Below are 26,311 nucleotides of genomic sequence, written 5' to 3' on the forward strand. Positions count from 1 at the left end.
TAATGATCTCTGCACCTTACTTTCGATCAGTGCGGAGACGGAAGCTAATCAACTCAGCCGCCGCTGTCAATCATTAATTTTCATGTTCTCGCAAAATATTTTTTCAATGATCTCAGTGCCTTGCTTTCGCTAAGCGCGGATTGGGAATTTATGCAAACCCGATCCGAATGTCAACCGCTAATGTCCGGTCAGTCAGAAAAAAAATCCCCGACAAGCTCGTGGCTTTCAGCCGTTGCTGCGTCGAGAAAGAGGTTCTATGGAAAACCGATGGCCGCGTCAACACCTTTTTCAATTATTGTTGATATCTGTTTCGAATAATCCTCTTTGAAGCGTTTAAAGACTTCAGAATCCTCAAACCTGTTAAGCTTTCCCTCAAGTTTCCACTGCTCCCTTGCCTTCTCGCTGCTTAACAAAAAGGCTTCGCAATCCAGATCCGGCTGGTCATCTCTATAACATGCGGACACCATCTTAAAAGACGTTGCATTGTCCCACAAAGACTGCCCTTCCAAAAATGAATATTCCAACGAATTCCGGACGACTCGCTTTACCGCTAGATAATTTAGCCCCTGATCCGCTACAGCGCGTTCATATTCATCAGTCAGTGTTGACCGCGCAATTCCCATATCATCAGAAGAAATCACCACAGGGACCTCTTCTTTCAAGTAAAAATTCAATGGGTGATCTCTGCCCGAAACATTCAGTATTACGTCATTACTGCCCAACAATACTTCAAGGGCCACATCCTTCTGACGCATCAATGCCAGAGTGTTAAGAGGCACTGTCTCATAAGCAAGACCCACGCCATGGCCTATCCTGCGGGCATGACCTTTGATAACTGCCAGTTTAATATGATTCGCAAGGGCTTGAGGGGTCGTCAATGTGGGAGTCAGCTCTCCAGCATGCAAGGCAATAGGGACATCGGGGTACTTTGAGTGAAAGAAATCCAACATATCCATATGCAGGGCATAGTCCCGCACGGCAATAGGTCCATCTTCAGGACCGACCATATTAAGCCCAACAACACGGGGATCACGACGGACAAGTTCAAATGACCAAGCCATCTGGGCGAATACGTAAGCAGGCTCAACACCTCTGAAAATCTGATTGATATAACGGACTTTTACATTGCTGCCCGGACTATTGCCTACCAGTTCCCGCTGCCTGCGCTCAGCCCGCCCAAGCTCTTTGCGAGCCAAATCCATATCTTTAAAGAGTCCTGCCTGCTTCAATCGAGCAAAGCATTCTTCTGCTTTTCCATTCCAACTGGCATCGGCAGCCCAGGGACTTACCCATTGGGGACCGTAAATTGACAGCATCACCTCAACATACTGAACTTTATCCCGCACCGCCTGCTTCACCGCATGAGCCAGCAACCTTCCTTTATCCCGTTTCACCGCCCCAAATCTGCCGAACGTTTCAAAAAAACGGTCATGCCCCCACATACGGTTATCGCGCATCCCTTCCCTGACAGAAAGAGCATTAACCGCCCTACCCCAGACATCAGGCTGCCTGTAAGCATCCTTTGCTGCAACAGTACCGTTTACGCATGGCCCGGCCAAGATGCGGCCGCTCAATTCATGTATGCACGCACCATCATCAGCCGCCCACTTTAAATAATCCTCAGCATAAGGAATGCCGGACAAATGGGTATGAAGCTCTGCCCCTTTAGGCATCTCAGCCAGAACCATACGCAGCGCAACGGGGTCGACCTGCTTGAGAAGCATTGACCTCTCAGCGGTCTTCGGGACACAGGCCGAGACAAGAAGGAACATGATGATGGCTATTTTTTTCATAATCCATACTCTATATAATAAGCTCCTCTTCAAGGTAAATGGCATTTTTAACCTTTATCCTCTCTAATAGAATCCAAAAAGCACATTCCCTTTACCGCTCCAAGCAAAAAAAAAGGCCGCCCCAAGGGACGGCCTTTTACTTAATATACGATCAGATCCTAGTGTGCTGCGGGAGCGGCACCGCCCTTGGGGTGGCAACCAGCGCAGGATACGGGACCCTTATCTTCTTTTACATGGCAGTCAGAGCAAAGCTGATGGTAAGCATTGCGCAGACCGGTCTTACCAGATTCAGGCTTTACCTGATGGCAGTCAGCACACTTCTGGTCTTCGGAAGATTCGTCTTCAACGATCTTTCCATCTTCCCAGACGTGGTGGCAGACAGCGCAATCATCAATACCGGCCATTTCGTTGTGTGCATCATGTGCAAACACGGCAGCAGGTCTTTCATGCTTAGGGAAAGCCGGGTCCAGCAAAGAGGTGATGTCCTCCTGGCAGAACGCGGGAACCATGTAGAGCAAGACACAGGCGGCAATGACCGCAATAGAGAATACTCTTTTAATCATTGTAATCTTCCTCCTACGCTTCCGGCTTTTCCATGAGATCATAGATAAGATCGCCGAAGAACTTAATGTCCATACCGAGTTCATAATAATGAACGAGGTCTTCAAGTCCGCCGTGGCAGTTATGGCAGGGAGCGAGAATGGTGTTCACGCCAGTTGCCTTAAGCTGCTCGGCTTTGATCTTGTTACCTTTCATACGGACGTTCTTGAACGGAGGACCGCAGTTAATGACACCACCGCCCGCAGCACAGCAGTAGTTGTGCTCAAGGTTGGGGGTCATTTCAACAACGTTTTCACACAGAGCGTGAGCCAGTTTGCGGGACTGTTCCATCAGACCGCGACCACGGATGATGTTACAGGGATCATGTACGGTGATAGGCTCTTTGAACTTCTCACGCAGCTTGATCTTGCCTGCTTCGAAGAGTTCCCAGAAGAACTCAACAGAGTGGACAACTTCGATGGGATACATTTCCCATGCGTCCCAGCGGTTACCCTGATCGTAAATGGAGCGGAATGCGTGACCGCACTCACCCATTACGATGCGCTTGACCTTGAGGTCGAGAGCTGATTCGAAATGACGTTTCTTAAGACGACCCATCATTTCAAAGTCACCGGTAAACATACACATGTCGGAGTTATCCCAGCCCGGTTCGGTGGGCATGGTGAAATCAACTCCGGCTTCATTGAAGATGTATGCAGCCTGATAAATGAGCTGGGTACGGAACTTGGGTTCCGGTGCGATAACGGAATAGTAGATATCCGCACCTTCTTTATCCAGCGGAATGCGCAGGTTAGGCATTTCATCGCGGGCTTCATCTTCCTGCCATTGCAGGGTATCCGGCCATTCATCATCCTTGAGCCACATCTGGTTCATGGTTGCGGAATGGGAGTGCGCGGTATCCTGAATGTACTGCGGAGTCACGCCGAGCTTGTGGCACATGCGGCGCACCATGCTCATAATGTAACCGGTATCAATACCGAGCGGGCAGAAATGTACGCAGCGGCGACAGAGGTTACACTCAGTGTAAGCGATCTGTGCCATCTGGTAAATTTCGTCAGCAGTAACTTTGTAATTACTGCGCAGAATTTTGCCCAGAGTATTGTGGACCTTACCAGCAGGTGAATAGCTGGGGTCCCCTTCATGGGACATATAGTAATGGCAGGCTTCGGAGCACATACCGCAACGCATACAAGTCTCAGCATAGAGCTTGAGTTTTGCGCCGGCTTCTCCTTCAATAACCTGCTTAAGAGTATTTTCGATACGCTCAGGAGTCAGGCGGGAAACACCCCGGTTGAGTCCTACGTCTTCGATTTTCCTGTCGAATGTCATTTTTCAGTACTCCTTGCGGGAATTGGTTACCAGTCCTTACAGCGACGAACGCCACCGAACTCGGATCCCATATAGGCTCTGGTAAACAGGCCGAACAACATGTGGCTCAAACGGGTGAAGGGAATGCTGATCAGCATAAGTTCACCGCAGAGGATATGCAGAATGAGCATAACCTTGGCATCACCGATTTCGTGGTAGGACAGAACACCGGTCAGGAAAACGAGGGTAGGTATAACAAGTGCAACCCAGTCTTTACCGGTGGTCAGGTAAGCTACGTCTCTCTGCAAGAAACGGCGTGCGCCGAAATAGATGCAGCAGACAACTACCAGAATGGACATGATGTCAGCAATGGTATCCGGGAGAGTAGGCCAGCTGATGCCGAAGAACTGATCCCAGAGAACCACGTGTCCCAACAGAAAGAGGGGCACAATGACAAGACAGATATGAAAAACAAAGGTTACCATCGCAGTCCAGGGATTGCGCTGCCAACCGAGAGTTCCACCGGGGTTCATCCATGCCATGATGGAGCGAAAACCCCATTTGAAGCTCATGTAGTGCAGGGACGATCCGTCCTTTGCCTTTGCGAGCTGGTACATGGAAACCAATCTGTAAGCGGAACCGAGAACAAACACGCCCCAGGCGAACCATGCCAGAGGACCGACAACGAATGCATAAACACTATTCATGTTAATTCCTCCGGTTTTAGAATTCGCTTACTTCGGCAACGATGCGCACAAATTTGCCGCCGTCTATTGCACGAATGAGGACTTTGGAACTGTCAGGGCTGAAAACGGGTTCCCAGCACTGATCGAAATCCTGACCATAAGGCTTACCGTCGAGAACAACGGTGTAGCGACCGTTCTTTTCAACCTTGGCAGCAACTTTGCTGCTGTCAGGGCTGAAAACAGGCTGCCAAGCCATTTCATAAACACCGGGCCAGACTTTGCCGTCACAGAGAACTGTGTAAGCTTTGTCGTCTTTAGCGAGTGCTGCGGCGCGGTTTCCGTCAGGACTGACAGCCAAGTCGATAACCACAGGTGCAGTGATGGACCAGGGCTTACCATCCACAGCAACTGTGAAGCTGCCGAAAGTGGGTGCTACAATAGCCCAGAGTTTGGAACCATCGGCACTGAACTGCTGGTGCCAGCAGTTGGCCATGTTGTTCTTCCAGATCAGTTCGCCGTCCTGAGCCATACCCCATTTTCCGCCCAGACGAACGGGAGCTACGAGAGCACCGGTCGCGGGGTTGAAAGAGGGAGCCCAGACACACTGAAATTCACGCTGCCAGATTTTGCCATCGACTGCGATGGTGTAATCATAGAGAGTCTTTCTTACCTGACAGGCAACTTTTTCACACTTGGCGTCAAACACCGGAGTGTAACAGTTCATGAAAACGTTATCCCAGGCAGTTCCATTAACAGCAACTGTATAGATACCTTTCTGAAAGGTTTCGATATCAGCCTGCGGCATGGACTTCACCTGAACAACAGCAGCGGTTGATTTACCGTCACTGCCTACTGTGAAGTTATTTGCGTTTTCAAAAAAGTTTTCCCAGAGAACACCGTCAACACCCATAGCGTATGTCATGTCCTGCTGTACTGCACAGACAATAGTACCTTCGGGGCCGAAAGTAGTTTTCCAGATATAGCCGTAATTTTCCGGCCAGTGCTTACCGTCAACAGCCAGAGTCCACTCGCCCATCTGCTGGGCTACACCTGTGAATCTGCCGTCGGGTGCAAATTTGGGGTAGAAAATCCTGTCGTATGCTTCTTCCCAAATCTCACCGTTGACGCAAGCAGTGAATTCCAATTCGCCTTTATTAACAACAGCACCGACCTTTTCACCGTCAGGGCTGGCATGGAATTCTTCCACCCACTCAAATTTATCAGACCAGGATCCAGTATCCTGAATCTCTCGCCTACCGGGATTCCAATCCCACGTGGACGCATCAGGCATCTCACGCCTCCTCATTCCGAAGATCCGGTCTATCCGCCAATATTCCGGATCAACTCGGTTTTCAGGGTGCCAAGCACCCTAGTTTTCTAACCAACAAAATAGTCCCGTCTTTGGTCGAAACAAACCTCGTCACACCAAGGCCGGAGACCCGCCCGACCTTATAACTGCAAGTTAATTGGCACATTTTGCAAAGTAGGACAATAGCATCCGAGGGGTTTGGGCGAGTATTTTTCTCAAAATAAAAAGGGTGGCAGCCCATAAACAGGACAACCACCCTCACAAAAAACACTTACTTTTCAAACAGATAAAAGACTTTTGTTAATCAAAAAAACATATCGATTTGGCAATCAATCAAAGTTATCGTTTTTTTTATTCCTACTTTAACAGTAGGACATATTACCTACCAAAGCAAGAGGTAATCATAGATCTAATTCATCATAAATGTAGTCATAATCTAACTCGGAATTAACCAGCCCTGCCCCGTGATTAATCTTGATCATATCACGGAGTTTGTAGCTTTCCTGAATGGCTTCCATTTTCTTAGCCACGGCATAGGTATCATCACGTACAACAATAACCGGGATTTCAAGCACTTCCGAACGAGTCAAAATAATATCGTTGGGATAAAGGTTACCGGTCAAAATCAAGCAGGGACAATTACCCTCAAGAGCCACCAACTGAACATCCGCCCTATCTCCACCCACAATGACAGCAGAATTCTTATGCCGCCTGAAATGGGTGATAAAGTTCTCCACCTGCATGGTCCCGATCAGGAAATTCTCAACAACCCGGTCTGCTTTTGCATGGGCGGAAATAATCTTACCGAAGAGCCGTTCAGCTAAATCACTAACCTTAATGGCCCCCATCAAAGGATCGCGGGGAATAATACCCAGAACCTTCACTCCCCTCTTTTCCAGAAAAGGAACAATCAATGAAGTGAGTTCATCCATATAATGTTCGGGCACGTCATTAAAAACAACACCCAGAAAATCATCGCCCAGTTCTTTCTGGACCCGCAGTACGTAATCATAATGAAGTTCGCTGCTGTAACGATCCACCAGGATTGTCTTGGCGCCCATAGCTCTGGAAACATCAGGACCGTTCACGCCGCAATAAGTCCCGGAACTGAGATAACTACCCGACCCACCGATGATCATAACATCTTTATCACTGCTGAGCTCTTCGTAAGATTCAACAATGGAAGGCATGAGATCACCCATATCTTCGGAAAAAGCCTTGATGGTAAAATCACGGGTGACCAGCACCGGGGTAACCTTGGCCGGGTCCTGCTCCAGCCCGAGAACCTGCTGGATAAAAGCCGCATCAGCGTCTCCGGGGGTATCGCCGTCCATATGGGGAACAGCCCCCACAGGTTTCATGTAGCCCACATTGAATCCGCTGTTGCGGAACTTGAGCCCCAGCGACATGGCCAAAAGGTTCTTACCGGAATATCCGGTGGTGGAACCTATATATATACTTACCATCTATGCCTCCTTATTCGCGCTCATCCGGCTGCCTGCCCGCATCTGCGGAAATATCGACAACAGTCATCCGGGCATCGGCAACAAGAGCCTCGTCCGAGCTGACAAGCACAGGATTGAATTCTGCTTCATAAATTTCAGGAAAATCATTTGCAAGGCACGACATCCTGATCAAAACATCGGTAATCGCCTCAAAGTCAACGGGCTCGCCCCCTTTGACTCCCTTCAACAACATATAGGAACGGATTTCCCGGACCATGTCCCCGGCATCCTCAACAGAAAGAGGAGCGAGTCGGAACGAAATATCCTTCAAAATCTCAACATAAACCCCGCCCAATCCGAACATAAGCAAAGGTCCGAACTGTTTATCCCTGCGAAAACCGACCACAACCTCGCGGGACTGAGGGGAAGCCATCTGCTGCACCAGGCATCCGGCAATATAAACATCCGGACGCAGACGCTGGGTCCGGGCGGTTATATCCCAGAAAGCCGCCTTTACTTCCTCTGCGGAATTAAGTCCCACACGGACACCATCCACATCGGATTTATGCGAAATTTCCGGGGAAGCAATCTTAAGCACCACCGGATAGCCCAGCTGCTCGGCAATTGCCGCAGCTTCAGTACCGGAACGTGCAAGATCGGATTCCGGGGTAGGCAGTCCGTAAGCGGTAACAATGTCACGGGCCTGAAATTCCACCAGTTCGGAACGGCCGGAACGCAAGGCGTTATTCACAACCGTACGGGCCGCCTCAACATCGTGCTCAGGGGTAACATACGTGCGCAGCGGACGCCCTTTCCAGACTGCATATTTATGCATGCAGTCCATAGCCCGGACTGCCTGCTTGGGAAAGTCATATACCGGAACTCCGGCTTCTGCAAAAATTTCTCGGGCCGGTGCGCTGTTCTTGCGTCCCATGAGGCAACAGAAAACAGGCTTGCTGACTTCGCCCATACCTTCAACCACGGCTTTGGCTACCCCGGTCAGGTCCAGATCAACTGTAGGAGCGATAATGACCAGCAGGCTGTTCACCGCCGGATCATGACCGACAATACGCACAGCACGTCCATAGCTAGCAGCATCAGCCTCTCCGAGAAGATCCACCGGATTGTACAGCGAAGCATAACCCGGAAGCATGCGCTGTAATTCACCGATGGTGGAAGGTGAAAAAGTAGGCATACGCATAACTGATTCACCGCAGGCATCAGCAGCGAGAATACCGGGTCCTCCCGCATTGGTTACAATGCCTAAGTTAGGTCCCAGCGGCAATTCCTGAACTGAAAAGGCCTTGGCAAGATTGAAGAGTTCATCCAGCTTCTCCACCCGGATAACACCGGACTGCCGGAAAGCTGCATCGCAGGCCTGATCTGAACCGGCCATGGCCCCGGTATGGGATGATGCCGCCCTTGCCCCGGCGGGAGTGGTTCCGGCCTTCATCATCAATACCGGCTTTTTCATGGAGACTTTAGCTGCCTGCTCCATGAACTCCCGGCCATCCTCAATATTTTCCACATATCCGAGAATCACTCTGGTATCGGGGTCATTGCCCAGATATTCAAGCATGGAGGCTTCGTTGATCACAGCCTTGTTGCCAAGACTGATAAATTTAGAAAAACCGACTTTTGAACCGAGAGCCCAGTCAAGTACAGCAACGCAAAGTGCGCCGGACTGCGAAAAGAATCCCATACTGCCGGGCAGAGGGCTGCCCGTGGCAAAGGAAGCATTGACCCCGCCTCTGGAATTAATCACCCCAAGACAGTTGGGACCGAGTACATTTACGCCGTTTTTCTTTGCCAGCTCCGCAATTTCCACTTCAAGAAGCCAGCCCTCATGATCGACTTCCTTGAACCCTGCGGAAATAATCACCACAGAGCCGACTCCCAGCTCTAATAATTCGCGGAAAGCACCAAGGACAAAATCTCGCGGAACCGCAATAACAGCGAGGTCCACGGGAGCACCGATTTCAGAAATACTCTTGCACGCATCAAGACCGCAGATACTTCCGCCTCGCGGATTTACCGGGTAAAGATGACCGGCATACCCGGCATCCAACAGGTTGGACAGGATGGTATTTCCTATTTTCCCGGAAACAGATGAAGCACCTACAACGGCGATCGATGACGGAGTGAACAGACTATCCAAACTATCTCCCGACTTTTCCCCGAATATGAAAGGGGAAACGGTTATTTCGCAATCAATAAAAATCGTAAAAAAATTGTAACATGAAAATATGATCTCAACAGATTTTTTCTGCTATCAGCCTCAGAACAGTTAAACATAATCCGAGTATGGCAATGAAGGCAAGCGACTAAACCATGCTATAAAAAATATATTTTCCAATTGTTAACTATCCGCAAACAAGGCTAACGGTCAAACTATTCCCGCTATAAACACTCCATTTATATGATAATTTATCTCAAGACATTCTGCTTCCCAATACAAACATCTTAACAAGCCGGGATATTGCGCTTTTGTCTTGTTTAATGGTATGCGTGGTTCAAGGTCGGGATTATAAAATATAAATATCGTATTAATGATACGATTAATGCTGTCATTTTGAGGTGGGTCAGCTATGAATGCTATGAATGACTCTAAATTAATTGAAGAAAGCTTCTGTTCCATTACCGAGGCCATCTTCAAACTGCTTCCCAAGAACAATCTTCCGTTCAGCCTGTACAGAATGAACTCCTCCAATGGCAGGTTCACTCCCATTACAATACCGGGAAAAGCCATTGTTTCCGCAGACAAACAGGCCATCACCGAAGATTGCGACCGTGGTTTGATATTTATCAAATTCACTGACATAAATTCATGCAGACCTTATTTTATATCTCATCTCCCCACGGTTATCTGCGATATTTCCCACTCCATCCCCGAACAGGAACTGGCTGCCCTGCTTCTGGAAGGTTTAAAAGAAAGTGCCGATAAAATTTATTCAGACTCAATAAAATTACACTTCAGTGCATTTCAGGATACCCTCACTTCCGTAGGGGAACTTTTACATGAAAACCCCGAACTACTATGGTTAATGATTCCAATGCTGGACTCAAACCATTCACTGGTCAACAAATCCCTCTCCAACGGTATTATCGGAGCAGCCCTGCTTCTGCATGCACGGGAAGTAAAGCCGGATGTTAAAATTTTCATTGATGCTCTTTTTGCACTTTTTCTGTGTGACATAGGACTATGCAGCCTGCCGGAATTCGTTCTCGGCAAAGAATTCTGCCTCTCACTGGATGAGCAAAAACGAATCCGTCAGCACCCGATCGGCTCAGTGGAAGTGCTGAGCATAACCAGCAGTATGAGCAAGACATCACTACGCGCAATTCTCGAACACCACGAACGCATGGACGGTTCCGGGTATCCGAGGGGAGTAACCAACGAAAACCTCTCGTGGCTGGGCAAGCTTTGCGGGGCGGTTGATTCATACGTGGCTATGACCATGGGTCGTCCGGGAAAGAAAAGCATGCCCACCGTCAAAGCCCTGAAAATTCTCTACAGTGAATCCACCCAATACGACCCGAATATAATTTATGCATTGGAAAAAGTAACCTATCGCGACGGATAATGAATATCGAATCGACATCTCAAAAAAAATTAATGCCTTGGGCCGTATGGGGTATTGCCACCCTGTACTTTTTCTACGACTACATGCAGCAGGTTGCACCCGGCTCAATGGTCAAAGACCTTTCCGCGCACTTTAATGTGGGCGCAGCCAGCATGGGCTTCATCGCTTCAGTGTATTTTTATTCCTATGCCCTGATGCAGATTCCCATCGGGATGATGGCCGACCGTTTCGGTCCCCACCGTCCGCTGGCAATAGCCGCCCTGATTTCATGCTCTGCCGGAGCCTTGTTCACCTTTACCTCCACCCCGGCGGAAGCCATAGGAGTCAGGATAATCCTCGGGGCCGCAACGGGATTCTCTTTTGTCTCCTGCCTCAAACTGGTGGACAATTGGTTCCCGCCGGCAAAATTCGCAACCATGGTCGGCCTGACCAACATCATCGGTATGTCCGGTGCGGTGATGGGCGAAGCTCCGCTTACCGAAGCTGTTACCCGCTTCGGCTGGGAAAACACCCTGCTCGGCATTGCCGGATTCGGCGCACTCATTGCCCTGCTGGTCATTTTTCTGATTAAAGACCGCCCGGAGAATGAACAAAAACAAAACACTCCCGAGGAAGAGACTCCTGCAACATTCCCGGTATTAGTCGAAATTCTCAAAACCCCTTCCGCATGGCTTAACGCTGGTTACGCCGCTACCATCAATATGGTCTACACCGGATTCGGTGCTCTCTGGGGAACTGTCTTTATTTCCAAGCTCTACAATATCTCTACCACCGATGCGGCCTTCATGGTCTCTATGATTTTCGTGGGGGCGATTCCGGGCAGCTTCTTTTTCGGCTGGTTTTCCGACCGTATCGGCAAAAGGGGAATCCCTATGATAATTGCCTCCGGCGGAGGTCTGCTGTGCATGGCAAGTGTGGTTTATCTCCCCCACGTTCCCTATTCGATGATGTTCGGCCTTATGCTCCTGCTCGGCTTCTGCTGCGCCGGAAACGTAGTGGCCTACGCTTTCGGCAACGACATCAGCCCCAAAGGGGCGGACGGAATTTCACTGGGATTCGTAAACACTTTCCTCATTGGCGGAAGTGCCCTTGCCCAGCCGCTCATCGGCTGGCTGCTGGAACACGGTTCCACCAGCATCAAGGATCTAAGCATCATAGAATTCCGCTACAGCCTGAGTGTTCTGGTTATAGCCAAGGCTTTTGCCCTTGCCGCAGCACTGGTCGTCCATAAGTTGAGACCGGATGAATAACGCTCCACTCACACGACAATTTAAACCCCGCCTCAGATAAGTCTAAGGCGGGGTTTTATTTAGTAATCTTCAGGTTTATGTTTGCATTGGGTCACCGGCACATGCTCGGTAATTCCGTCTGCATGCAGATTTTCATCTGCAAGACGGAAAATCTTACGCATCAGCAAACGTATATCCTCAAAGATCAGATAAAACGCCGGGACCAGCAGCAAGGTGATGCCGGTGGCAAAGAGAATACCGAACCCGAGGGATACCGCCATGGGAATCAGGAACTTGGCCTGCCTGGAAGTCTCAAGGATCATGGGAGCCAGTCCACCGAATGTGGTCAGGGTGGTTAGCAAAATAGGCCTGAAACGGGCGGTTCCTCCCTCAAGTACAGCATCATAAGCGCAGTGCCCTTTGCGACGCTGGATGTTCACGTAATCGATGAAAACCAACGAGTCGTTGACCACAACCCCGCTAAGTGCCACGATCCCGAACAGACTCATCAAACTCAGGCTATAGCCCAGCAGAGCATGTCCAATTACCGCCCCGACAATACCGAAGGGAATGCAGAACATGACGATAAGCGGCTGGAAATAGCTGCGAAACGGGATTGCCAGCAAAGCATAAATACACATCATCGCCATAAGCAGACCGGAGATAAGGGCTTCAGTACTTTCATTCATATCCGCCTGCTTGCCTTCGAGAGAGTAACCAAGTCCCGGATAATCCGCCTTAAGCTGGGGCATCACATTGGCCACAACGTCAGCTACAATCTGGGATGTTTCCTTACGCGGTTTCACATCCGCCTCCACGGAAACAACTCTGCGACCGTTACGACGGTCAATGGAAGTGTATGCCCGACCATCCTTGATTTTCACAACCTCACGCAACGGCACATCAGCTCCGTCCGGGGTGCGGATCATCAACTCTTCAAAATCATATTTGGATGCCCGTTCCGCTTCGGGCAGACGGACCATAACTTTGATTTCATTGCGTCCGCGCTGCTGGCGCAGGACCTCGGCACCGTAATAGGAAGCGCGGATCTGGTTGGCAACATTGCGCGAAGTCAGCCCCAGACTGCGCCCGGCTGGCAGGAGTTCAAAGTCCAGCTGCCTTTTGCCGGGAGAATACCCGGAATCAATATCCTTAACTTTAGGATACACACTCAGGGCCTGTGCCAGGTCGGCAGAAGCCTTTTTCAACACTTCAATATCGCTATGGCTGAGTTCGATTTCAAGCGAGCTTCCCGAACCGGGACCGCCGCGGTCGGATTCAAACAAAACCGACTCCGCCCCGGCAAGAGGACCAAGTTTCCGCCGCCATTGCTGCACAAATTCCTCGGTATGAATTGGCCTTGTGTCCGCATCGGTAAGAAAAACCTGTACCTTGAAGACATGGCTGCCGCTGGTTGAACGCCTGCCTGAACCACCAATCTTTGCATAAATCCCTTCCACCAACTGATCACCGCCATTTTCAGCAGCTACCTCTTCAGCAACAGAAACAGCTCTCGCCATAACCTTCTGGGTAACTTCCTTGGCTGTGCCGTAAGGAAGGTCTACGGTCAAATAGGCATAATTGGATTCAATTTTCGGAAACATGGTGAATCCCAATCTGCCACTTTTAATATAAGCAAAAGCAATAATCAGGCAGGCCATACCGAGAGCCACGGTAAGATAACGAAGAGTTACCGCCCGATCCAGAAACGGCCTGTATATATTATGTACAAAGCGGAGCAAACCATTGGAAACCTTCTGCTGATAATGCATGATAAACGACATGAGCTTGCCGGGCTTGCGCTCACTACCGTGTCCGAGGTGAGCGGGAAGCACAAAAAGAGATTCCACCAGCGATATAAAAAAGACGCTTACTACCACCAACGGGATAACCTTAAAGATCTTACCCATTACGCCGGGCACAAAAAACATGGGCATAAAAGCCACAATGTTGGTCAAGATACTGAAGGTCACCGGCATAGCAATACGCTTGGCCCCTTCGCAGGCAGCATCAATCCAACTCATACCCTGTTGGCGCATGGAATAAACATTTTCACCGACCACAATGGCATCATCCACAACAATACCAAGTGAAATGATGAAAGCAAACATGGATATCATGTTGATACTCGCACCTGCCGGGGCAAGGATGAGCATGCCCCCCAGAAAGGAAATGGGAATTCCCATGGAAACCCAAAAAGCCAGCCGTGGCTCAAGAAACAGGGCCAGAAAAATAAAGACCAGACCAAGGCCCATGTATGCATTCTTCAGCAACAGATCCATACGTTCACGATAAACATCGGACATATCGTTACGTACACTGACATGCACCCCGGCAGGAAGGCTGCGGTTAAAAATCTCCAGCTGTGCATGTACGGCATCAGAAACCCCGATAGGGGTCTGATCACCAATACGGAAAACATCCACTCTCACTGCGGGCTTGCCGTCAAAGGTGGTAATGATATCCTCATTCTGAAAATCTTCCTTGACCACAGCAATGTCTTCCAGCAACACCTGCGTGCCGTCATCACCCGTAACAATAGGAACCCGCGCGAATTCACGGGCATAATCCCGGCGTTCCTTGAAACGGACCAGAATTTCTCCGCCCTCGGTCTTGATACCTCCGCCGGGAAGCTCCACGGAAGTTTTTGCCAGAGCATCCGCCACTTCGGTAAGAGTCAAACCATAAGCACGCAATTTGTCTTGCGGAATCTCAATTGAAATCTGTAAGCCGCTGACCTCAGTCAATTCTACCTGCGTAATACCGGGATCACCGATCAACTCCTCGCGTAATTGTTCCGCCACTTTGCGCAGGGCCAACTGGTCAGTATCACCATAAACCATCAGCGAAAGTACGCTGCGCTTATGTGAAGAAACACTGATTACCGGGTCCTCGGCTTCTTCGGGAAATGAGGTGATCCGATCCACCTCGCTTTTAATATCATCATTGAGTTTTTGCAGGTCGTAACCTTCAATAGCTTCAGCAACAACTATCCCGCTGCCTTCTGCCGCAGTACAAGCTACTTCCTTAACCCCATCGACACCGATAACGGCTTCCTCAATAGCCAGAACAATACCCTGCTCCACCTCTTCGGGGCTGGCACCGCTATAGGCAACACTGATTGTAACCGAATCCGTAGTGAATTCCGGAAAGACCTCCTGCTTGATATTAAATCCCATGACCAGTCCGCCGACCAGAAGGACAATCATCAGCAGGTTGGATGCAACCGGGTTCCCGGCCATCCATGAAATAGGCCCTGTTTTTTTATTCTGATCAGCCATTGCTGTTCACCTTCTTGGATTTGGAGCCTTTCACTTTCTGGTTCAGGGAACCGGAACCGTTCTCGCGCAGCTTCATGTTCGGCAGGGGAGCGGAAATATCAGTGACAACCAACTTTTCGCCGGAAGCAACACCTTCATCCAGATAAATGTAATCCTGATCACGCCAGACCGGATCAACACTCCTGATTTCCAACAGACTCCCTTCTTTCAGCACCCAGACGGTGTTGTTGTCGCGGAAAGCTGTACGTGGGATGGCTATAACTTCTTCAAGTTTACCGGAATCAATATCGACATTCACGTAGCTGCCCAGCAATAGGGGACGAGCTTCTCCACCCTTAAGATTTAAGGGGTCTTTCACAGAAACAATTATGCGAGCCATACGACCTTTGGATTCAAGTGAAGGCAAAAGACGAAGCACTTCTCCGTCCCGCACAACGGCAGTCTTACCACTGCCCATGGTTACACGGGCTTTGGAACCCTTGAAATTGTTTTTCGCAGAAGGAATATTCACACTACCCAGACGGTCCACCGGAACGGATACAATTACCCAAAATTCTTCAGTTCCCACCAAAGAAGCAATGGTTTCATTAAGACTGAGATGCGCACCGAGATCGGCACTTTTGCTGACCACCATACAGGCGAACGGAGCTTTCACGCGGGTTCGTCCGAGATCGATACGGGCCTGCTTCAACTTGGCCTGAGCAGAAGAAAGATCGGCCTGAGCCTTCTGCAAATGAGGTTTACGCAGGGCAAGTTCAGCTTCCTGAGTGGTGCCGCCGGAAGATTTCTTCAGCAGACTCCACTCACGCCCGGCCACCCGCTGCTGCCCGCTTTCAAGCTTGAGATTGTACTGTGCCTCGGTAACCACTGCCTGCTGCTGCTTCACCGCCAGTTCATAATCAACGGGATCAATGCGCAGAACTTCCGCGCCTTTTTCAAAATATCCACCGGGAATAAAAGAATCACTGACAGAAATGACCCGACCGGAAACCTGTGGCTCAAGATTAATCTCCCGCGCAGCTTCAACAGTTCCCATAACCTGAGTCCAGACCTGATAATCCTGAACTTTAATTACATCCACATTGACCAACGGAGCAGAGACCACCGGAGCCTTCTTTTTCGCCACCGGCTTAGTGGCGATAAGAGCCTTGGCCCCGACCACTGCCGCAGCGATAATCAGTAAAGGAAGAAGTCCCTTCAGACCGATCTGCTTCATGTAATAAAATATTTTTTTAGCCATATCTAAATTCCCTCCTGTGCAGGAACGGGTTGTTTTTCAAGTTTTTCAGCAGCGGCAACTGCGGTTTCATCATCAGCTTCGGGCTTAAGCTCGGCACCGTCTTCAAGGCTGTTTGTCCATGAACCGCCAAGAGCGCGGTACAGGGAGACCCGGTAGCCGAGCAGGTCGGCCTCGTCCTGAGCAATGTTGATCTCAAGGTCATGCACGCTGACCAGAGCGCTAAGCACCGGCAGGTAATCTTCCAGCCCCTGCAAATAACGAGAGCCGGCTTCATCAAGATTGAGCTTTGCGGCTTCAAGCTGTTTCTTGCGCGCAGAAATATATTCATGCTGCCATTTCTCCTGCACCAGAGAATCCTGAACTTCCTTGAACGCGGTGTAGACCGTATCCTTATAGTTCAGCATGCGCTCATCAACCACGGCCCTTGTACGCTCGACCTCGGCCTTGCGCTTATAGCCGTCAAAAATAGGCCCGGTGATGGACGATGTCAGGGTAGTCAGCCAGCCGGAAAAGATATTGGCAAGCTGGGCACTGGAAAGCATGGCCTCAGCTGAAAGAGTCATGGATGGCAGACGGTCAGCACGGGCGGCACTTACGGCCCAATCCGATGATTGCAGTTTCAAACCTGCTGCGCGCACATCAGGACGCATGGACAGCAGATCAAGAGGAATACCCAATCCCGGTAGATTGGGAAGATGCGGAAAATCAGCAGTAGCTATATCAAGAGTTCCGGCAGGACGGCCCAGCAGATAGGCAAGCTCATGTAACTTAAGCTGTTCCTGCGATTCCACCGGAGGAATCAATGCTCTGGTGCGGGCAGTGGTTTCCCGCTGCTGAAAAACATCAAGGGCCGTGGCAAGGGAGTTGCGAAACCGCAGTTCGATCAATTCAAGATAAGTTTCATTACTTTCCAGCTGTTTCCCGTAGATAGCTTTCTTCTTGCGCTGCAACTGGATCTCCAGCCAGCGTTTGACCACTTCGGAAGCAACGGTCATGGCTGCGGAATTCACCTCTTCGCGGGAAGCAAGATAATCAAGCTCTCCGGAAGCGGAATTGGCCTCAATCTTACCCCAGAGGTCCAGTTCATATGATGCGGCAAGCCCCAGTTTATGGGTATCGGTGGAGGTCGATCCCTTGGAACCTTCAGTACCGTCATTACCTGAACGGGAGTTGGTGTAAGTCCCTTTACCGTCCAGTTTGGGATAAAGATCGGCCCGCGATTTCACGGCAGTGGCCCGGAGCTGACGAAGCTTGGCCCAAGCTACACGCACATCGAAATTAGCTTGCAGGGCTTCCTCCACCAAACGGTTAAGTTCTTCATTATGAAAGCTTTCCCACCACTTCCCCGGATCACGCGCTTCGTTGGAATAAAGTTCATATTGCGGAGGAACTCCCAATGTCAGATTAGGACGCGGGTCCGGCCTGAACGGAGAGCATGCTGAAAAGCCGAACACGGCCAGCATACAGATCGCAGCTAATTTCAATTTGGATGATGACATATTTTACTTCCTATTTTCATTCCAGACAGCTGTCCGGTTGCTTTCCATTTTTAATTCTAATACCTGCAAGGAGGCAAAAGAGTATTAGTTTGATGCTAAAAGTTGTAAACAAATGTAAAAATCGATCATCCGCCCTTCCACCAAACGGGCAGGATTGCTAATCTGAAAAAATGGAACAACAATATCCCGTACTCATAGTTGATGATGATGCAAAGCTCAGAGACCTGCTGACCCAGTACCTTGAAGGATACGGCTATAAGGTCAGCACTCTGCCTTCCGGGGAAGGTATCATCGAAGAAGTCAAAAACTCTTCCCCGGCAATCGTCATTCTCGATATCATGATGCCCGGCAAGGACGGCCTTGAAGTTCTGCGCGAACTGCGCCCCCATTCCAATGTCCCGGTAATCATGCTCACTGCCAAAGGTGAGGACACTGACCGCATTGTCGGCCTTGAACTCGGTGCGGATGACTATATATCCAAGCCCTTCAATCCCCGCGAATTGCTGGCCCGTATCAAGGCTGTGCTGCGCCGGGCACAGGAACCGGACCGAACCGCGACACAGAATTCAGGGCAGATCAAAGTAGCCGGAGTAGTTCTGCATCTGGCGCACCAGAAACTGGAAATCGAAGGCGAATCCGTGGAGCTTTCCTCCACTGAATTCAAACTGTTCAAGGCATTAATGGATAACCCGGGCCAGCCCATGACCCGCGACGACCTGATGACCTCTGTATGGGGCAAGGATTTCAACGCCTTTGACCGCAGTATTGATGTACATATCAGCAAACTACGCGCACTTCTAAAGCCTTACCCGGACCATGAATCCCGCATCAAAACCGTCTGGGGAACCGGATACATGTTTGTGAGCGAATAATGAAAATCAGCCGTATTTACCTGAAATTTTTTCTATCCTTCATGCTGGTGCTGATTGTCTCGGAACTGGCAATCTTCGGCCTGTTGCACATGTCATGGGAACAAAGCCCGCGCGTAAACCACATGGAACGCCAGATTTTCACAGTAAAAGACCTTGCAGAAATGGAACTGGGTACAGCGCACTTATCTCCCGAATATGAAAGAAAAATACTTACCCCCCTCCTGAAGACTCTGGGAAACTCATTGCAGGCTGATATCTGGATTACCGGTCCTTATGGAGAAATAGTAGCTTCGTCGGGCTCAATGATCCCTGATATGTCAAAATTTAAGCAGGGAGAAACCGCCAAAACTAAAAGCGGGGCATACGTATATAAAAAACGTAATGACGGCATGAAAAGCGTATATGGAGTTTATACCGCCCAATTACCTGTGGGCTACCCCTTTACCTACCATCTCTTCCACTCATTTCGTAAGTTTGACGAAGAAATCTGGTTCATGCGCGCACAGATAGTGCTGACCATAATTGCCGCAATTTTCCTTATTCCTGTCTCAAGACGTGTAATCCGCCCACTTAGAAAACTGACTGCCTCAGCATCCAGAATGGGAAAAGGAGACCTCAAGCAACGAGTTGAAATTAAAGGTAAAGATGAAGTTGCCGAACTGGGACAGGCCTTTAACAACATGGCTGAAGGGCTGGAAAAAATGGTAAAGTCAAGCCGGGAGCTGACTGCCAATGTTTCCCATGAGCTACGCAGTCCGCTGGCAAGAATGCGTATCTCCCTTGAAATGCTCAAAGAACGTATTGAAGACGGAAATACTTCCGGATGTGACAATTTCATTAACGGCATGCAATCTGAAATCACCCACATGGATAAACTCATCGGCAGGATCATTGAATTCTCCAAGCTGGATATGCAGAAACGTCCCGCACTGAATGAAACTGCCGACCTGAAAGGATTGATTGTCGATCTGCTGGAGCAATACAAATATATTGCAGACCGTAACAATCTCAACGTAACAACCGAACTTGCAGAGCTGAAACTTCCCAATTGCAACCGCAATGGAATCCGCATCATTATGGACAACATTCTGGGCAATGCTTTCAAATATACTGACCCAGAAGGCACAATCTCCGTTGATCTGGATGAAGATGGTGACAACGTATGCATCACTGTGACCAATACACACGCACCGTTACTGGAAGAAGATCTTGAAGAAATATTCAATCCGTTTCATCGCCTGAAGGCACAGGAAATTCCCGGATCAGGGTTAGGCCTTGCCGCTGCCAGAAAGTTGGTCCGCATTCATGGTGGAACTATTAAAGCTGAAAACAGCGCGCAGGGATTCAAAATTATAATGACTATCCCCACAAAACAAGTTTAACGGATAGAAAAAAGAAGGTTTTGATGAGTATCACCCTGAGTTTCGAACTGGAAAATATCGACTGGCCCCAAATAGCTGAAATATTCGAAAAAGCCCCTCTCGGCACCCGTGATCCTGAAAAACTGGCCCGAGCCGCAGCCAACAGCGAACTGGTCTGTTTTGCCAAGGACGGCGGCGAATTCATCGGCTTTGCCCGCGCTATCACTGACGGTGTATTTCAAGCAGTAATCTACGACCTCTGCATCCTCCCGGAATACCAATCCCACGGGCTCGGCAAGAAAATCATGACCGCCATGATGGAAAGGTTAGAATCAATCAACATTATCCTCTTTGCCGTACCGGACAAAGAAGGATTTTATGAAAAACTCGGTTTCAAACCCATGCTCACGGCCATGGGTTGTTTCAAAGATGAAGAAGGAATGATTGAGCGGGGGTATTTGGAGGGGTAGGAGTTAACATTACTCGAGTTAGAATTCGTTTATAAAGTCAAATTTATCCAAAAAATGGAACGAGACACGATTTCTCGTTCCATTTTTTGTTTTTTTTCCATATATTGACTTTGTCAATGTGAGATTTTCACCCAAAACACACCATGGGATTAAATATGCTTTTAGAATTCAGTGTCGCCAATTTCCGGTCAATCGGGGAAGAGCAGACTTTATATATGCAGCCCGCCTTTAAGAGTAAGGATGAGGATCACAATATCCTTGAAACAGGTATTAGGCGTGAACCGCAGGCTTTGCCTGTTGTGGCTATTTTGGGGGCTAATGCTTCGGGGAAGTCTAATATTTTGAAGGCACTTGACACATTACGACAAATCATTTCCATCTCTGCAAACAGAACTAAAAATGATAACTACTCAGATTACTCTTTTAAACTCAATCCTGACTACTCCCAAAAACCAACTATTTTCAAAATTAAATTCTTATCTTTTGGGAAGATATACACATACCATATAGAAATTACCCCTGAAGCAATCACTAAAGAAAATTTAACCGTTGTTAGCTCCGCAAAGGGTTCCAGAATTAAGACATTAATTAAGAGAGAAGGACAAAAAACAGAATTTCACAAATCCATATATCATAAAAAATCTTTTTTAGACTTGTGGTCAGCAGACTTGAACAAACAACAAACAGCGTTAGCATACTTATCTAATAAAGGTGAGGTAGATACTCTAGAGTCAGTTGTAGAATGGTTCTCTATAACAGGGTTAATCTCTCCTGATGCTAGAGCACATCTAGTCACAGCTAATACTATTATGCGACAAAATGAAAAAAAAGACCCAATACTAAAATATCTTCAAAATGCTGACTTCAATATTTGCGATATAAAAATAACAAAAGGAAACACAGCAAAAGAAGACTTAACTGAGAAACAACGTGAACTGCTACAAGTAACAAATGGAAGATTTCACCCTGATTTAAAAACACACTTTGCTCACACAGACACAGAAGGAAAGATTATATACCTAAGTCTTGAAAAAGATGAATCCAACGGAACTAAAACATACTTTGCCTTAGCAAGCCTTATACTTTCAGCGCTACAAATTGGTGCTACTATGTGGATTGACGAATTAGATTTATCCCTACATCCCTATCTAATTCGAAGAATTATTCAACTTTTTACAAACAAAGAAACAAACCCCAAAGGAGCTCAATTAATCTTCACAACTCACGACGTAACCGTCATGGATAAATCACTACTCCGCCCAGATGAAATTTATTTCACGGAGAAAGACAAAGAGACCTTCGAGACTAAGCTTTACAGCTTATCCGAATTCAAAGGGATGGGGAGTGTTTCTAAAAACGACCGAGGGGAAAAACTATATAAAGATTATCTGAATGGACGATTTGGAGCAGTGCCAGATGTAGACTGGGAGGGAGGCATTTAATGGCCCGCCCTAAAAGACCATCCAAATCCCTGCGCCGTAAAAAAGTTAATGTCCTGCTGGTTTGTGACGGACAAACTGAGCAGAACTACGCCAAGTTTGTTCTCAACGAGTGCCTTTCATCTAAGAACAATCCCGTAGTAATCACACCTAAAACATTCACACTTGTAGATCAGGCTCTACGCTATATGGACCGCGACCCGAAAGATTTCGACGCGGTCCTTTTCTTACGCGACCTTGAAAACGATCAACTTTCGCAAACACAAATCAACAATTTAAAAGCTGAACTGGAGCAAATAACCAAACTCGGCAAAAAGAAAAAAGAAAAAAGGAAGTGGGCTGTTTTCTATAATTATCCGGCAATAGAAATCTGGTACGCACTGCACTTTTGCGACAAAATCAATGCCTGTAGAAATGCTGGTGACTCTGAACGACAATTAAAAGCAGTCTTTTCCGCTTATGAAAAACCAATGCCACGCAATAAAAAAGAAGCTGAAGTGTTCTGCATAAACATGGATGATGCTATCAAGCGTAGCAAAAGTTTAAATATTACTGCCGCCCTCCCCTACGCCAACCAACTAAAATCCCACAAACCACTAACAAACCCTATGACCGAAATGCCCGAACTCATAGAGTTCATCAAAAAGGTCAAACCGATCTCATAAAAATTTCCACAAAGAAACTCCCGCCAGCCAAAGCCAGCGGGAGTTCGCTACTCAATCTAATAAATTCCAATCAATACTATTTCTTCCAAACCTTCATAAACTCAGCACTACTCTTGCCGGAATCAATGTGCTTGATAAGTGCGGAGCCGAAGACCGCCGCATCGACCAGCCCTTCGATTTCCTTAAGCTGCGAAGGCTCTTTGAGACCGAAGCCGAGAGCCACCGGAATATCAAAGACTTCCTGCGCCTTGGCGAGGCCGGTCTTGACTTCTTCGGGCAGGGAAACGGTGCCTCCGGTGGTACCAAGAACTGAGACGTAGTAGCAGAAACCGTTGCCGCCCTTGGAGTAGAGAGCCATGCGTTCGGGTTCGGTATTGAGGCCTACCAGCGGGATGAGCGCGATGTCATGTTTGGCGAGTAGATCGCGGAATTCCACACCTTCCTCAAAAGGCAGGTCGGCTATGATCAGACCGTTAACCCCGGCAGCCTGTGCATCCTTGGCAAACTTTTCCAGCCCGTATTGCAGCACCGGATTGTAGTAGCCCATGAGCAGCACCCCGGCATCAATCTTGGCGCGGTGCTCGGAAAGTCCGGCCAGAATCCATTTCAGATTGATGCCGTCATCAAGGCACTTGAGAGAAGCGGCCTCGACCACCGGACCGTCTGCCACGGGATCGGAAAACGGCATGCCTATTTCAATTACATCCGCACCGTTCTCGTCCAGTTCAAGGATTTCTTTCCAGAACTGCTCGCGGTTAGGATATCCACCGGGCAGGAACGGAATCAGTCCGATGCGCCCTTCAGCTTTAGCTTCATTAATTTTATCTGCAAGTTTGGTAATACTCATTTTATATTTCCCCTTATTGACCATGTTCGGCGAGATAATCTTCAAGAATACCCATGTCCTTGTCGCCGCGACCGGACAGGTTGACTATGACGTTTGCATCTTTGGGAATGGAATCCCGGTTCTCCAGCACCCATGCCACGGCGTGGGAACTTTCCAGCGCGGGCAGAATGCCTTCCTTGCGGCAAAGCATCTGAAATGCATTAAGTGCCTGATGATCATTAACCGTGCCGTACTGGGCGCGACCGGATGCGTGCAGATGCACATGCTCAGGACCTACGCCGGGATAATCAAGACCGGGGGCAATTGAATGTGACGGCAGGATCTGCCCTTCTTCGGTCTGGAGCAGCAGGGTGTTCATGCCGTGCAACACACCGGGGGTTCCCAGATTGATAGGTGCGGAGTTGGTGCAACCCGGTTCCCCGGTTCCCGCAGCCTCAACGCCCACAATCTTGACTGATTCTTCCTGCACAAATTCATGGAACATGCCGATGGCATTGGAGCCGCCGCCCACGCAGGCTACTACCATATAAGGAAGCTCGCCTGTTTTTTCCTTGAACTGGGCCTTGGCTTCACGACCGATAACAGCCTGAAATTCACGCACCAGCAGCGGGAAAGGATGCGGTCCCGCAGCAGTGCCGAAGCAGTAATGAGTGGTCTGCTGCGCTGCAATCCATTTACGCAGGGCGGCGTTAATAGCGTCCTTGAGAGTCTGTGTGCCGGATTCAACAGGCACACACTTGGCACCGAGAAGTTCCATACGCCGAACGTTATGAGACTGACGTTTCACATCCAATGCGCCCATATAAATTTCACAGTCCAGATCGAGCAGCGCGGCTGCGGTTGCAGTCGCCACGCCATGCTGTCCGGCACCTGTTTCGGCCAGCAGCATGGGTTTGCCCATCATTTTTGTCAGCAGGGCCTGCCCCACGGTGTTGTTGACTTTATGCGCTCCGGTATGGGCGAGATCTTCACGTTTGAGCCAGAGGTTAAAGCCCAGATCACGGGAGATATTTGCGCAATGGGTAAGCGCGGTGGGACGGCCCACGAAATCCTGCAAAAGGCGGGCGAACTCCTGCTGGAATTCAGCGGATTTCATGATCTTTTCCATGGCCTCTTCAAGCTCAAGCAGCGGCGGCATGAGCAGTTCAGGTACAAACTGTCCGCCGAAATCTCCAAAATATCCTCTTTTCATAATCTTATCCTTATTTTATATGCCTTCGGCGACCCTGCCGGGGGCCTTAAACCCTTTTGAAAAAGGGTTTAAGAATCCCAAAACTTTTTATTAGGCTTCGCCGTGTTATGTGGCAATTTATTTCTAACGATTCATGACCGCAAAAGCCGCGCCCAGTTTATTTTTATCTTTTTTACCCGGCTCTGATTCCACTCCGGAATTCAGATCAACACCGTTCGGTTTTGCTGTGCTCAAGGCATCTGACAGATTCTCTGCGGAAAGCCCTCCAGCCAAAAGCCATGGAACCGGGATGGTTACATCTTTAAAAACATTAAATGCCATTGCTACCCCATGTCCGCCGCCGGATTTACCGGCATCAAAGAGCATGTAGGCGCAGTGGGGAGCGAAGCGGTCGATATCCGCCTGAAGTTCTTTCAGCGACTCATATTTCTGCGGCCAAAGCACTTTAATTACCCGCTCTTTGCCCACGGCCTTGCAGAATTCTTCATTCTGACCGCCATGCAGTTGCGCAAAATCAAGATTACCGTTTTTTAAGATTTCGATCACTTCCGCTACGCTTTGCTTGACGAACACGCCTACTTTTTTTGCACCCTCAGTTTTGATGGAACGAGCAAAGTCTGCGCCCACATTGCGCGGGCTGGACGGATGGAAAATGAATCCGAGAAAATTTGCACCCAACTCTTCACACATGGCTGCATCTTTTACGGATGTCATTCCGCAAACCTTAACCAGCAAACTCATGAACGACCTCCCTTAACCAGGGCGGCAAGCTTGGCCTGCGGGTCCGGGCTGGACATAATTGATGTGCCGATGAGCACAGTATCATAACCCAGTTCATTCATCTGTGCGCAGTCCTCAGGCTCACTGATTCCGCTGGCACAGATCCATATTTCGCCCTCTTCCTTGAGCTTAATGAACTCAATGGAACGATTCATGTCGATGCTAAGGTTATCGAGATCGCGGTTGTTAATCTGAATAATCCGCGCCCCGGCCTGCTTGGCCCGTTTGAGATCTATATCATCAAAAGCTTCCACCACCGCATCCAAGCCAGCAGCATGGGTTTGCTCAATCATCTCCTTGAGATAACCGTCATCCTCGAACATGCGTACAATGATCAGCAGTGCCGACGCCGGGGTAGCCAAAGTCTGCTCAATCTGCATCAGGTCGGTAAGGAAATCCTTGCGCAGCATGGGCAATCCGCTCGGTTTAATCTCATCAAGATAGCTCAAATTACCCTTGAAGTACTCCTCTTCGGTAAGAACGGAAATAGCCGAAGCACCTCCGGCAGCGTACATCTTGGCAACATCTGCCGCGCTCAGCCCAAGGTTGATGTCACCCTTGGACGGGGAAGCACGCTTGTACTCGGCAATGACTTTCAGCCCGTTTTCATCGCGGCGGATGGCATTAGCAAAGGAAAGTCGCTCGCCCGCATAAAGGGTAAACATTTTCCCTCCGGCCTGCGTCTGAGCCTTCATACGGGCGAGCATATCGAGTTCTGCCTGTTTTGCTTTTCTGAATTTATCAAGCATG

General features: G+C 48.9%; 21 protein-coding genes. 7 read left to right on the forward strand and 14 right to left on the reverse strand.

Going from position 1 to position 26,311, the window contains the following annotated elements; all coding sequences use genetic code 11:
- Positions 1 to 254: 254 nt before the first annotated feature.
- The 7 genes from FMS18_RS08860 to FMS18_RS08890 form a co-directional block, all read right to left on the reverse strand.
- Entirely contained in the window at positions 255 to 1,793 is a 1,539-nt protein-coding gene (locus FMS18_RS08860) for an adenosine deaminase (RefSeq protein WP_163293603.1), read from the reverse strand.
- A 158-nt stretch (positions 1,794 to 1,951) separates the two neighbouring features.
- A complete protein-coding gene (gene tmcA / locus FMS18_RS08865) occupies positions 1,952 to 2,356 on the reverse strand; it encodes an acidic tetraheme cytochrome c3 TmcA (protein WP_163293605.1) in 405 nt (134 codons plus the stop codon).
- 13 nt (positions 2,357 to 2,369) lie between these two features.
- Positions 2,370 to 3,683, reverse strand: coding sequence for an electron transfer complex ferredoxin TmcB (tmcB, locus tag FMS18_RS08870; RefSeq protein WP_163293607.1), 1,314 nt, complete (start codon positions 3,681 to 3,683; stop codon positions 2,370 to 2,372).
- A 26-nt stretch (positions 3,684 to 3,709) separates the two neighbouring features.
- Positions 3,710 to 4,369, reverse strand: a complete 660-nt coding sequence (tmcC, locus tag FMS18_RS08875) for a TmcC family electron transfer complex membrane anchor subunit (protein WP_163293609.1) — start codon at positions 4,367 to 4,369, stop codon at positions 3,710 to 3,712.
- A gap of 16 nt (positions 4,370 to 4,385) precedes the next feature.
- A complete protein-coding gene (gene tmcD / locus FMS18_RS08880; RefSeq protein ID WP_163293611.1) occupies positions 4,386 to 5,639 on the reverse strand; it encodes an electron transfer complex subunit TmcD in 1,254 nt (417 codons plus the stop codon).
- Positions 5,640 to 6,058: 419 nt separating this feature from the next.
- Positions 6,059 to 7,123, reverse strand: coding sequence for a phosphotransacetylase family protein (locus tag FMS18_RS08885; RefSeq protein WP_163293613.1), 1,065 nt, complete (start codon positions 7,121 to 7,123; stop codon positions 6,059 to 6,061).
- Between the two features lie 10 nt (positions 7,124 to 7,133).
- Positions 7,134 to 9,260 carry an acetate--CoA ligase family protein gene (locus FMS18_RS08890; RefSeq protein ID WP_163293619.1) on the reverse strand — a complete coding sequence of 709 codons (2,127 nt, stop codon included), beginning with the start codon at positions 9,258 to 9,260 and terminating at the stop codon, positions 7,134 to 7,136.
- A 430-nt stretch (positions 9,261 to 9,690) separates the two neighbouring features.
- Here FMS18_RS08890 and FMS18_RS08895 point away from each other — a divergent pair, with 430 nt between their 5' ends.
- Both FMS18_RS08895 and FMS18_RS08900 read left to right on the forward strand, forming a co-directional pair.
- On the forward strand, positions 9,691 to 10,686 hold the full coding sequence (locus tag FMS18_RS08895) for an HD-GYP domain-containing protein (protein WP_163293621.1): 996 nt from the start codon (positions 9,691 to 9,693) through the stop codon (positions 10,684 to 10,686).
- Positions 10,686 to 11,936 carry an MFS transporter gene (locus FMS18_RS08900; protein WP_163293623.1) on the forward strand — a complete coding sequence of 417 codons (1,251 nt, stop codon included), beginning with the start codon at positions 10,686 to 10,688 and terminating at the stop codon, positions 11,934 to 11,936. Before FMS18_RS08895 ends, FMS18_RS08900 begins: the two co-directional genes overlap by 1 nt.
- Before the next feature lie 59 nt (positions 11,937 to 11,995).
- Here the strand turns inward: FMS18_RS08900 and FMS18_RS08905 are convergent, their stop codons facing one another.
- The 3 genes from FMS18_RS08905 to FMS18_RS08915 are packed head-to-tail and all read right to left on the reverse strand — an operon-like array spanning position 11,996 to position 17,935.
- A complete protein-coding gene (locus FMS18_RS08905; protein WP_163293625.1) occupies positions 11,996 to 15,196 on the reverse strand; it encodes an efflux RND transporter permease subunit in 3,201 nt (1,066 codons plus the stop codon).
- The gene (locus FMS18_RS08910) at positions 15,189 to 16,436 is read right to left on the reverse strand and encodes an efflux RND transporter periplasmic adaptor subunit (protein WP_163293627.1); all 1,248 of its coding nucleotides are present in this window, start codon (positions 16,434 to 16,436) and stop codon (positions 15,189 to 15,191) included. The genes FMS18_RS08905 and FMS18_RS08910 overlap by 8 nt, the downstream gene beginning before the upstream one ends.
- A 2-nt stretch (positions 16,437 to 16,438) precedes the next feature.
- Positions 16,439 to 17,935, reverse strand: coding sequence for an efflux transporter outer membrane subunit (locus tag FMS18_RS08915; protein ID WP_163293630.1), 1,497 nt, complete (start codon positions 17,933 to 17,935; stop codon positions 16,439 to 16,441).
- Between the two features lie 170 nt (positions 17,936 to 18,105).
- Between FMS18_RS08915 and FMS18_RS08920 the strand changes: the two genes are divergently transcribed.
- From FMS18_RS08920 to FMS18_RS08940, 5 genes are all read left to right on the forward strand, one after another.
- A complete protein-coding gene (locus tag FMS18_RS08920) occupies positions 18,106 to 18,807 on the forward strand; it encodes a response regulator (RefSeq protein ID WP_163293632.1) in 702 nt (233 codons plus the stop codon).
- Entirely contained in the window at positions 18,807 to 20,189 is a 1,383-nt protein-coding gene (locus tag FMS18_RS08925; protein ID WP_163293634.1) for a HAMP domain-containing sensor histidine kinase, read from the forward strand. Before FMS18_RS08920 ends, FMS18_RS08925 begins: the two co-directional genes overlap by 1 nt.
- A gap of 23 nt (positions 20,190 to 20,212) precedes the next feature.
- Positions 20,213 to 20,638, forward strand: a complete 426-nt coding sequence (locus FMS18_RS08930; RefSeq protein WP_163293636.1) for a GNAT family N-acetyltransferase — start codon at positions 20,213 to 20,215, stop codon at positions 20,636 to 20,638.
- 155 nt (positions 20,639 to 20,793) lie between these two features.
- Positions 20,794 to 22,080 (forward strand): ATP/GTP-binding protein, encoded by a 1,287-nt coding sequence (locus FMS18_RS08935; RefSeq protein ID WP_163293638.1) that lies wholly within the window; start codon positions 20,794 to 20,796, stop codon positions 22,078 to 22,080.
- Positions 22,080 to 22,742, forward strand: coding sequence for an RloB family protein (locus tag FMS18_RS08940; protein ID WP_163293640.1), 663 nt, complete (start codon positions 22,080 to 22,082; stop codon positions 22,740 to 22,742). Before FMS18_RS08935 ends, FMS18_RS08940 begins: the two co-directional genes overlap by 1 nt.
- A gap of 76 nt (positions 22,743 to 22,818) precedes the next feature.
- On the opposite strand, the gene trpA is transcribed toward FMS18_RS08940, so the two are convergent.
- From trpA to FMS18_RS08960, 4 genes are all read right to left on the reverse strand, one after another.
- Positions 22,819 to 23,589: a tryptophan synthase subunit alpha gene (gene trpA, locus FMS18_RS08945; RefSeq protein WP_163293642.1), complete on the reverse strand. Its 771-nt coding sequence runs from the start codon at positions 23,587 to 23,589 to the stop codon at positions 22,819 to 22,821.
- A gap of 13 nt (positions 23,590 to 23,602) precedes the next feature.
- Positions 23,603 to 24,781 carry a tryptophan synthase subunit beta gene (gene trpB / locus FMS18_RS08950; RefSeq protein ID WP_163293644.1) on the reverse strand — a complete coding sequence of 393 codons (1,179 nt, stop codon included), beginning with the start codon at positions 24,779 to 24,781 and terminating at the stop codon, positions 23,603 to 23,605.
- 123 nt (positions 24,782 to 24,904) lie between these two features.
- Complete coding sequence (locus FMS18_RS08955) at positions 24,905 to 25,522, reverse strand: phosphoribosylanthranilate isomerase (RefSeq protein WP_163293646.1); 618 nt, start codon at positions 25,520 to 25,522, stop codon at positions 24,905 to 24,907.
- A complete protein-coding gene (locus tag FMS18_RS08960; protein WP_163293648.1) occupies positions 25,519 to 26,310 on the reverse strand; it encodes an indole-3-glycerol-phosphate synthase in 792 nt (263 codons plus the stop codon). Before FMS18_RS08960 ends, FMS18_RS08955 begins: the two co-directional genes overlap by 4 nt.
- Position 26,311: the final 1 nt, after the last annotated feature.

It is taken from the genome of Desulfovibrio sp. JC022 (genome assembly GCF_010470665.1).
In the GTDB taxonomy this organism is placed as follows: Bacteria; Desulfobacterota; Desulfovibrionia; order Desulfovibrionales; family Desulfovibrionaceae; genus Maridesulfovibrio.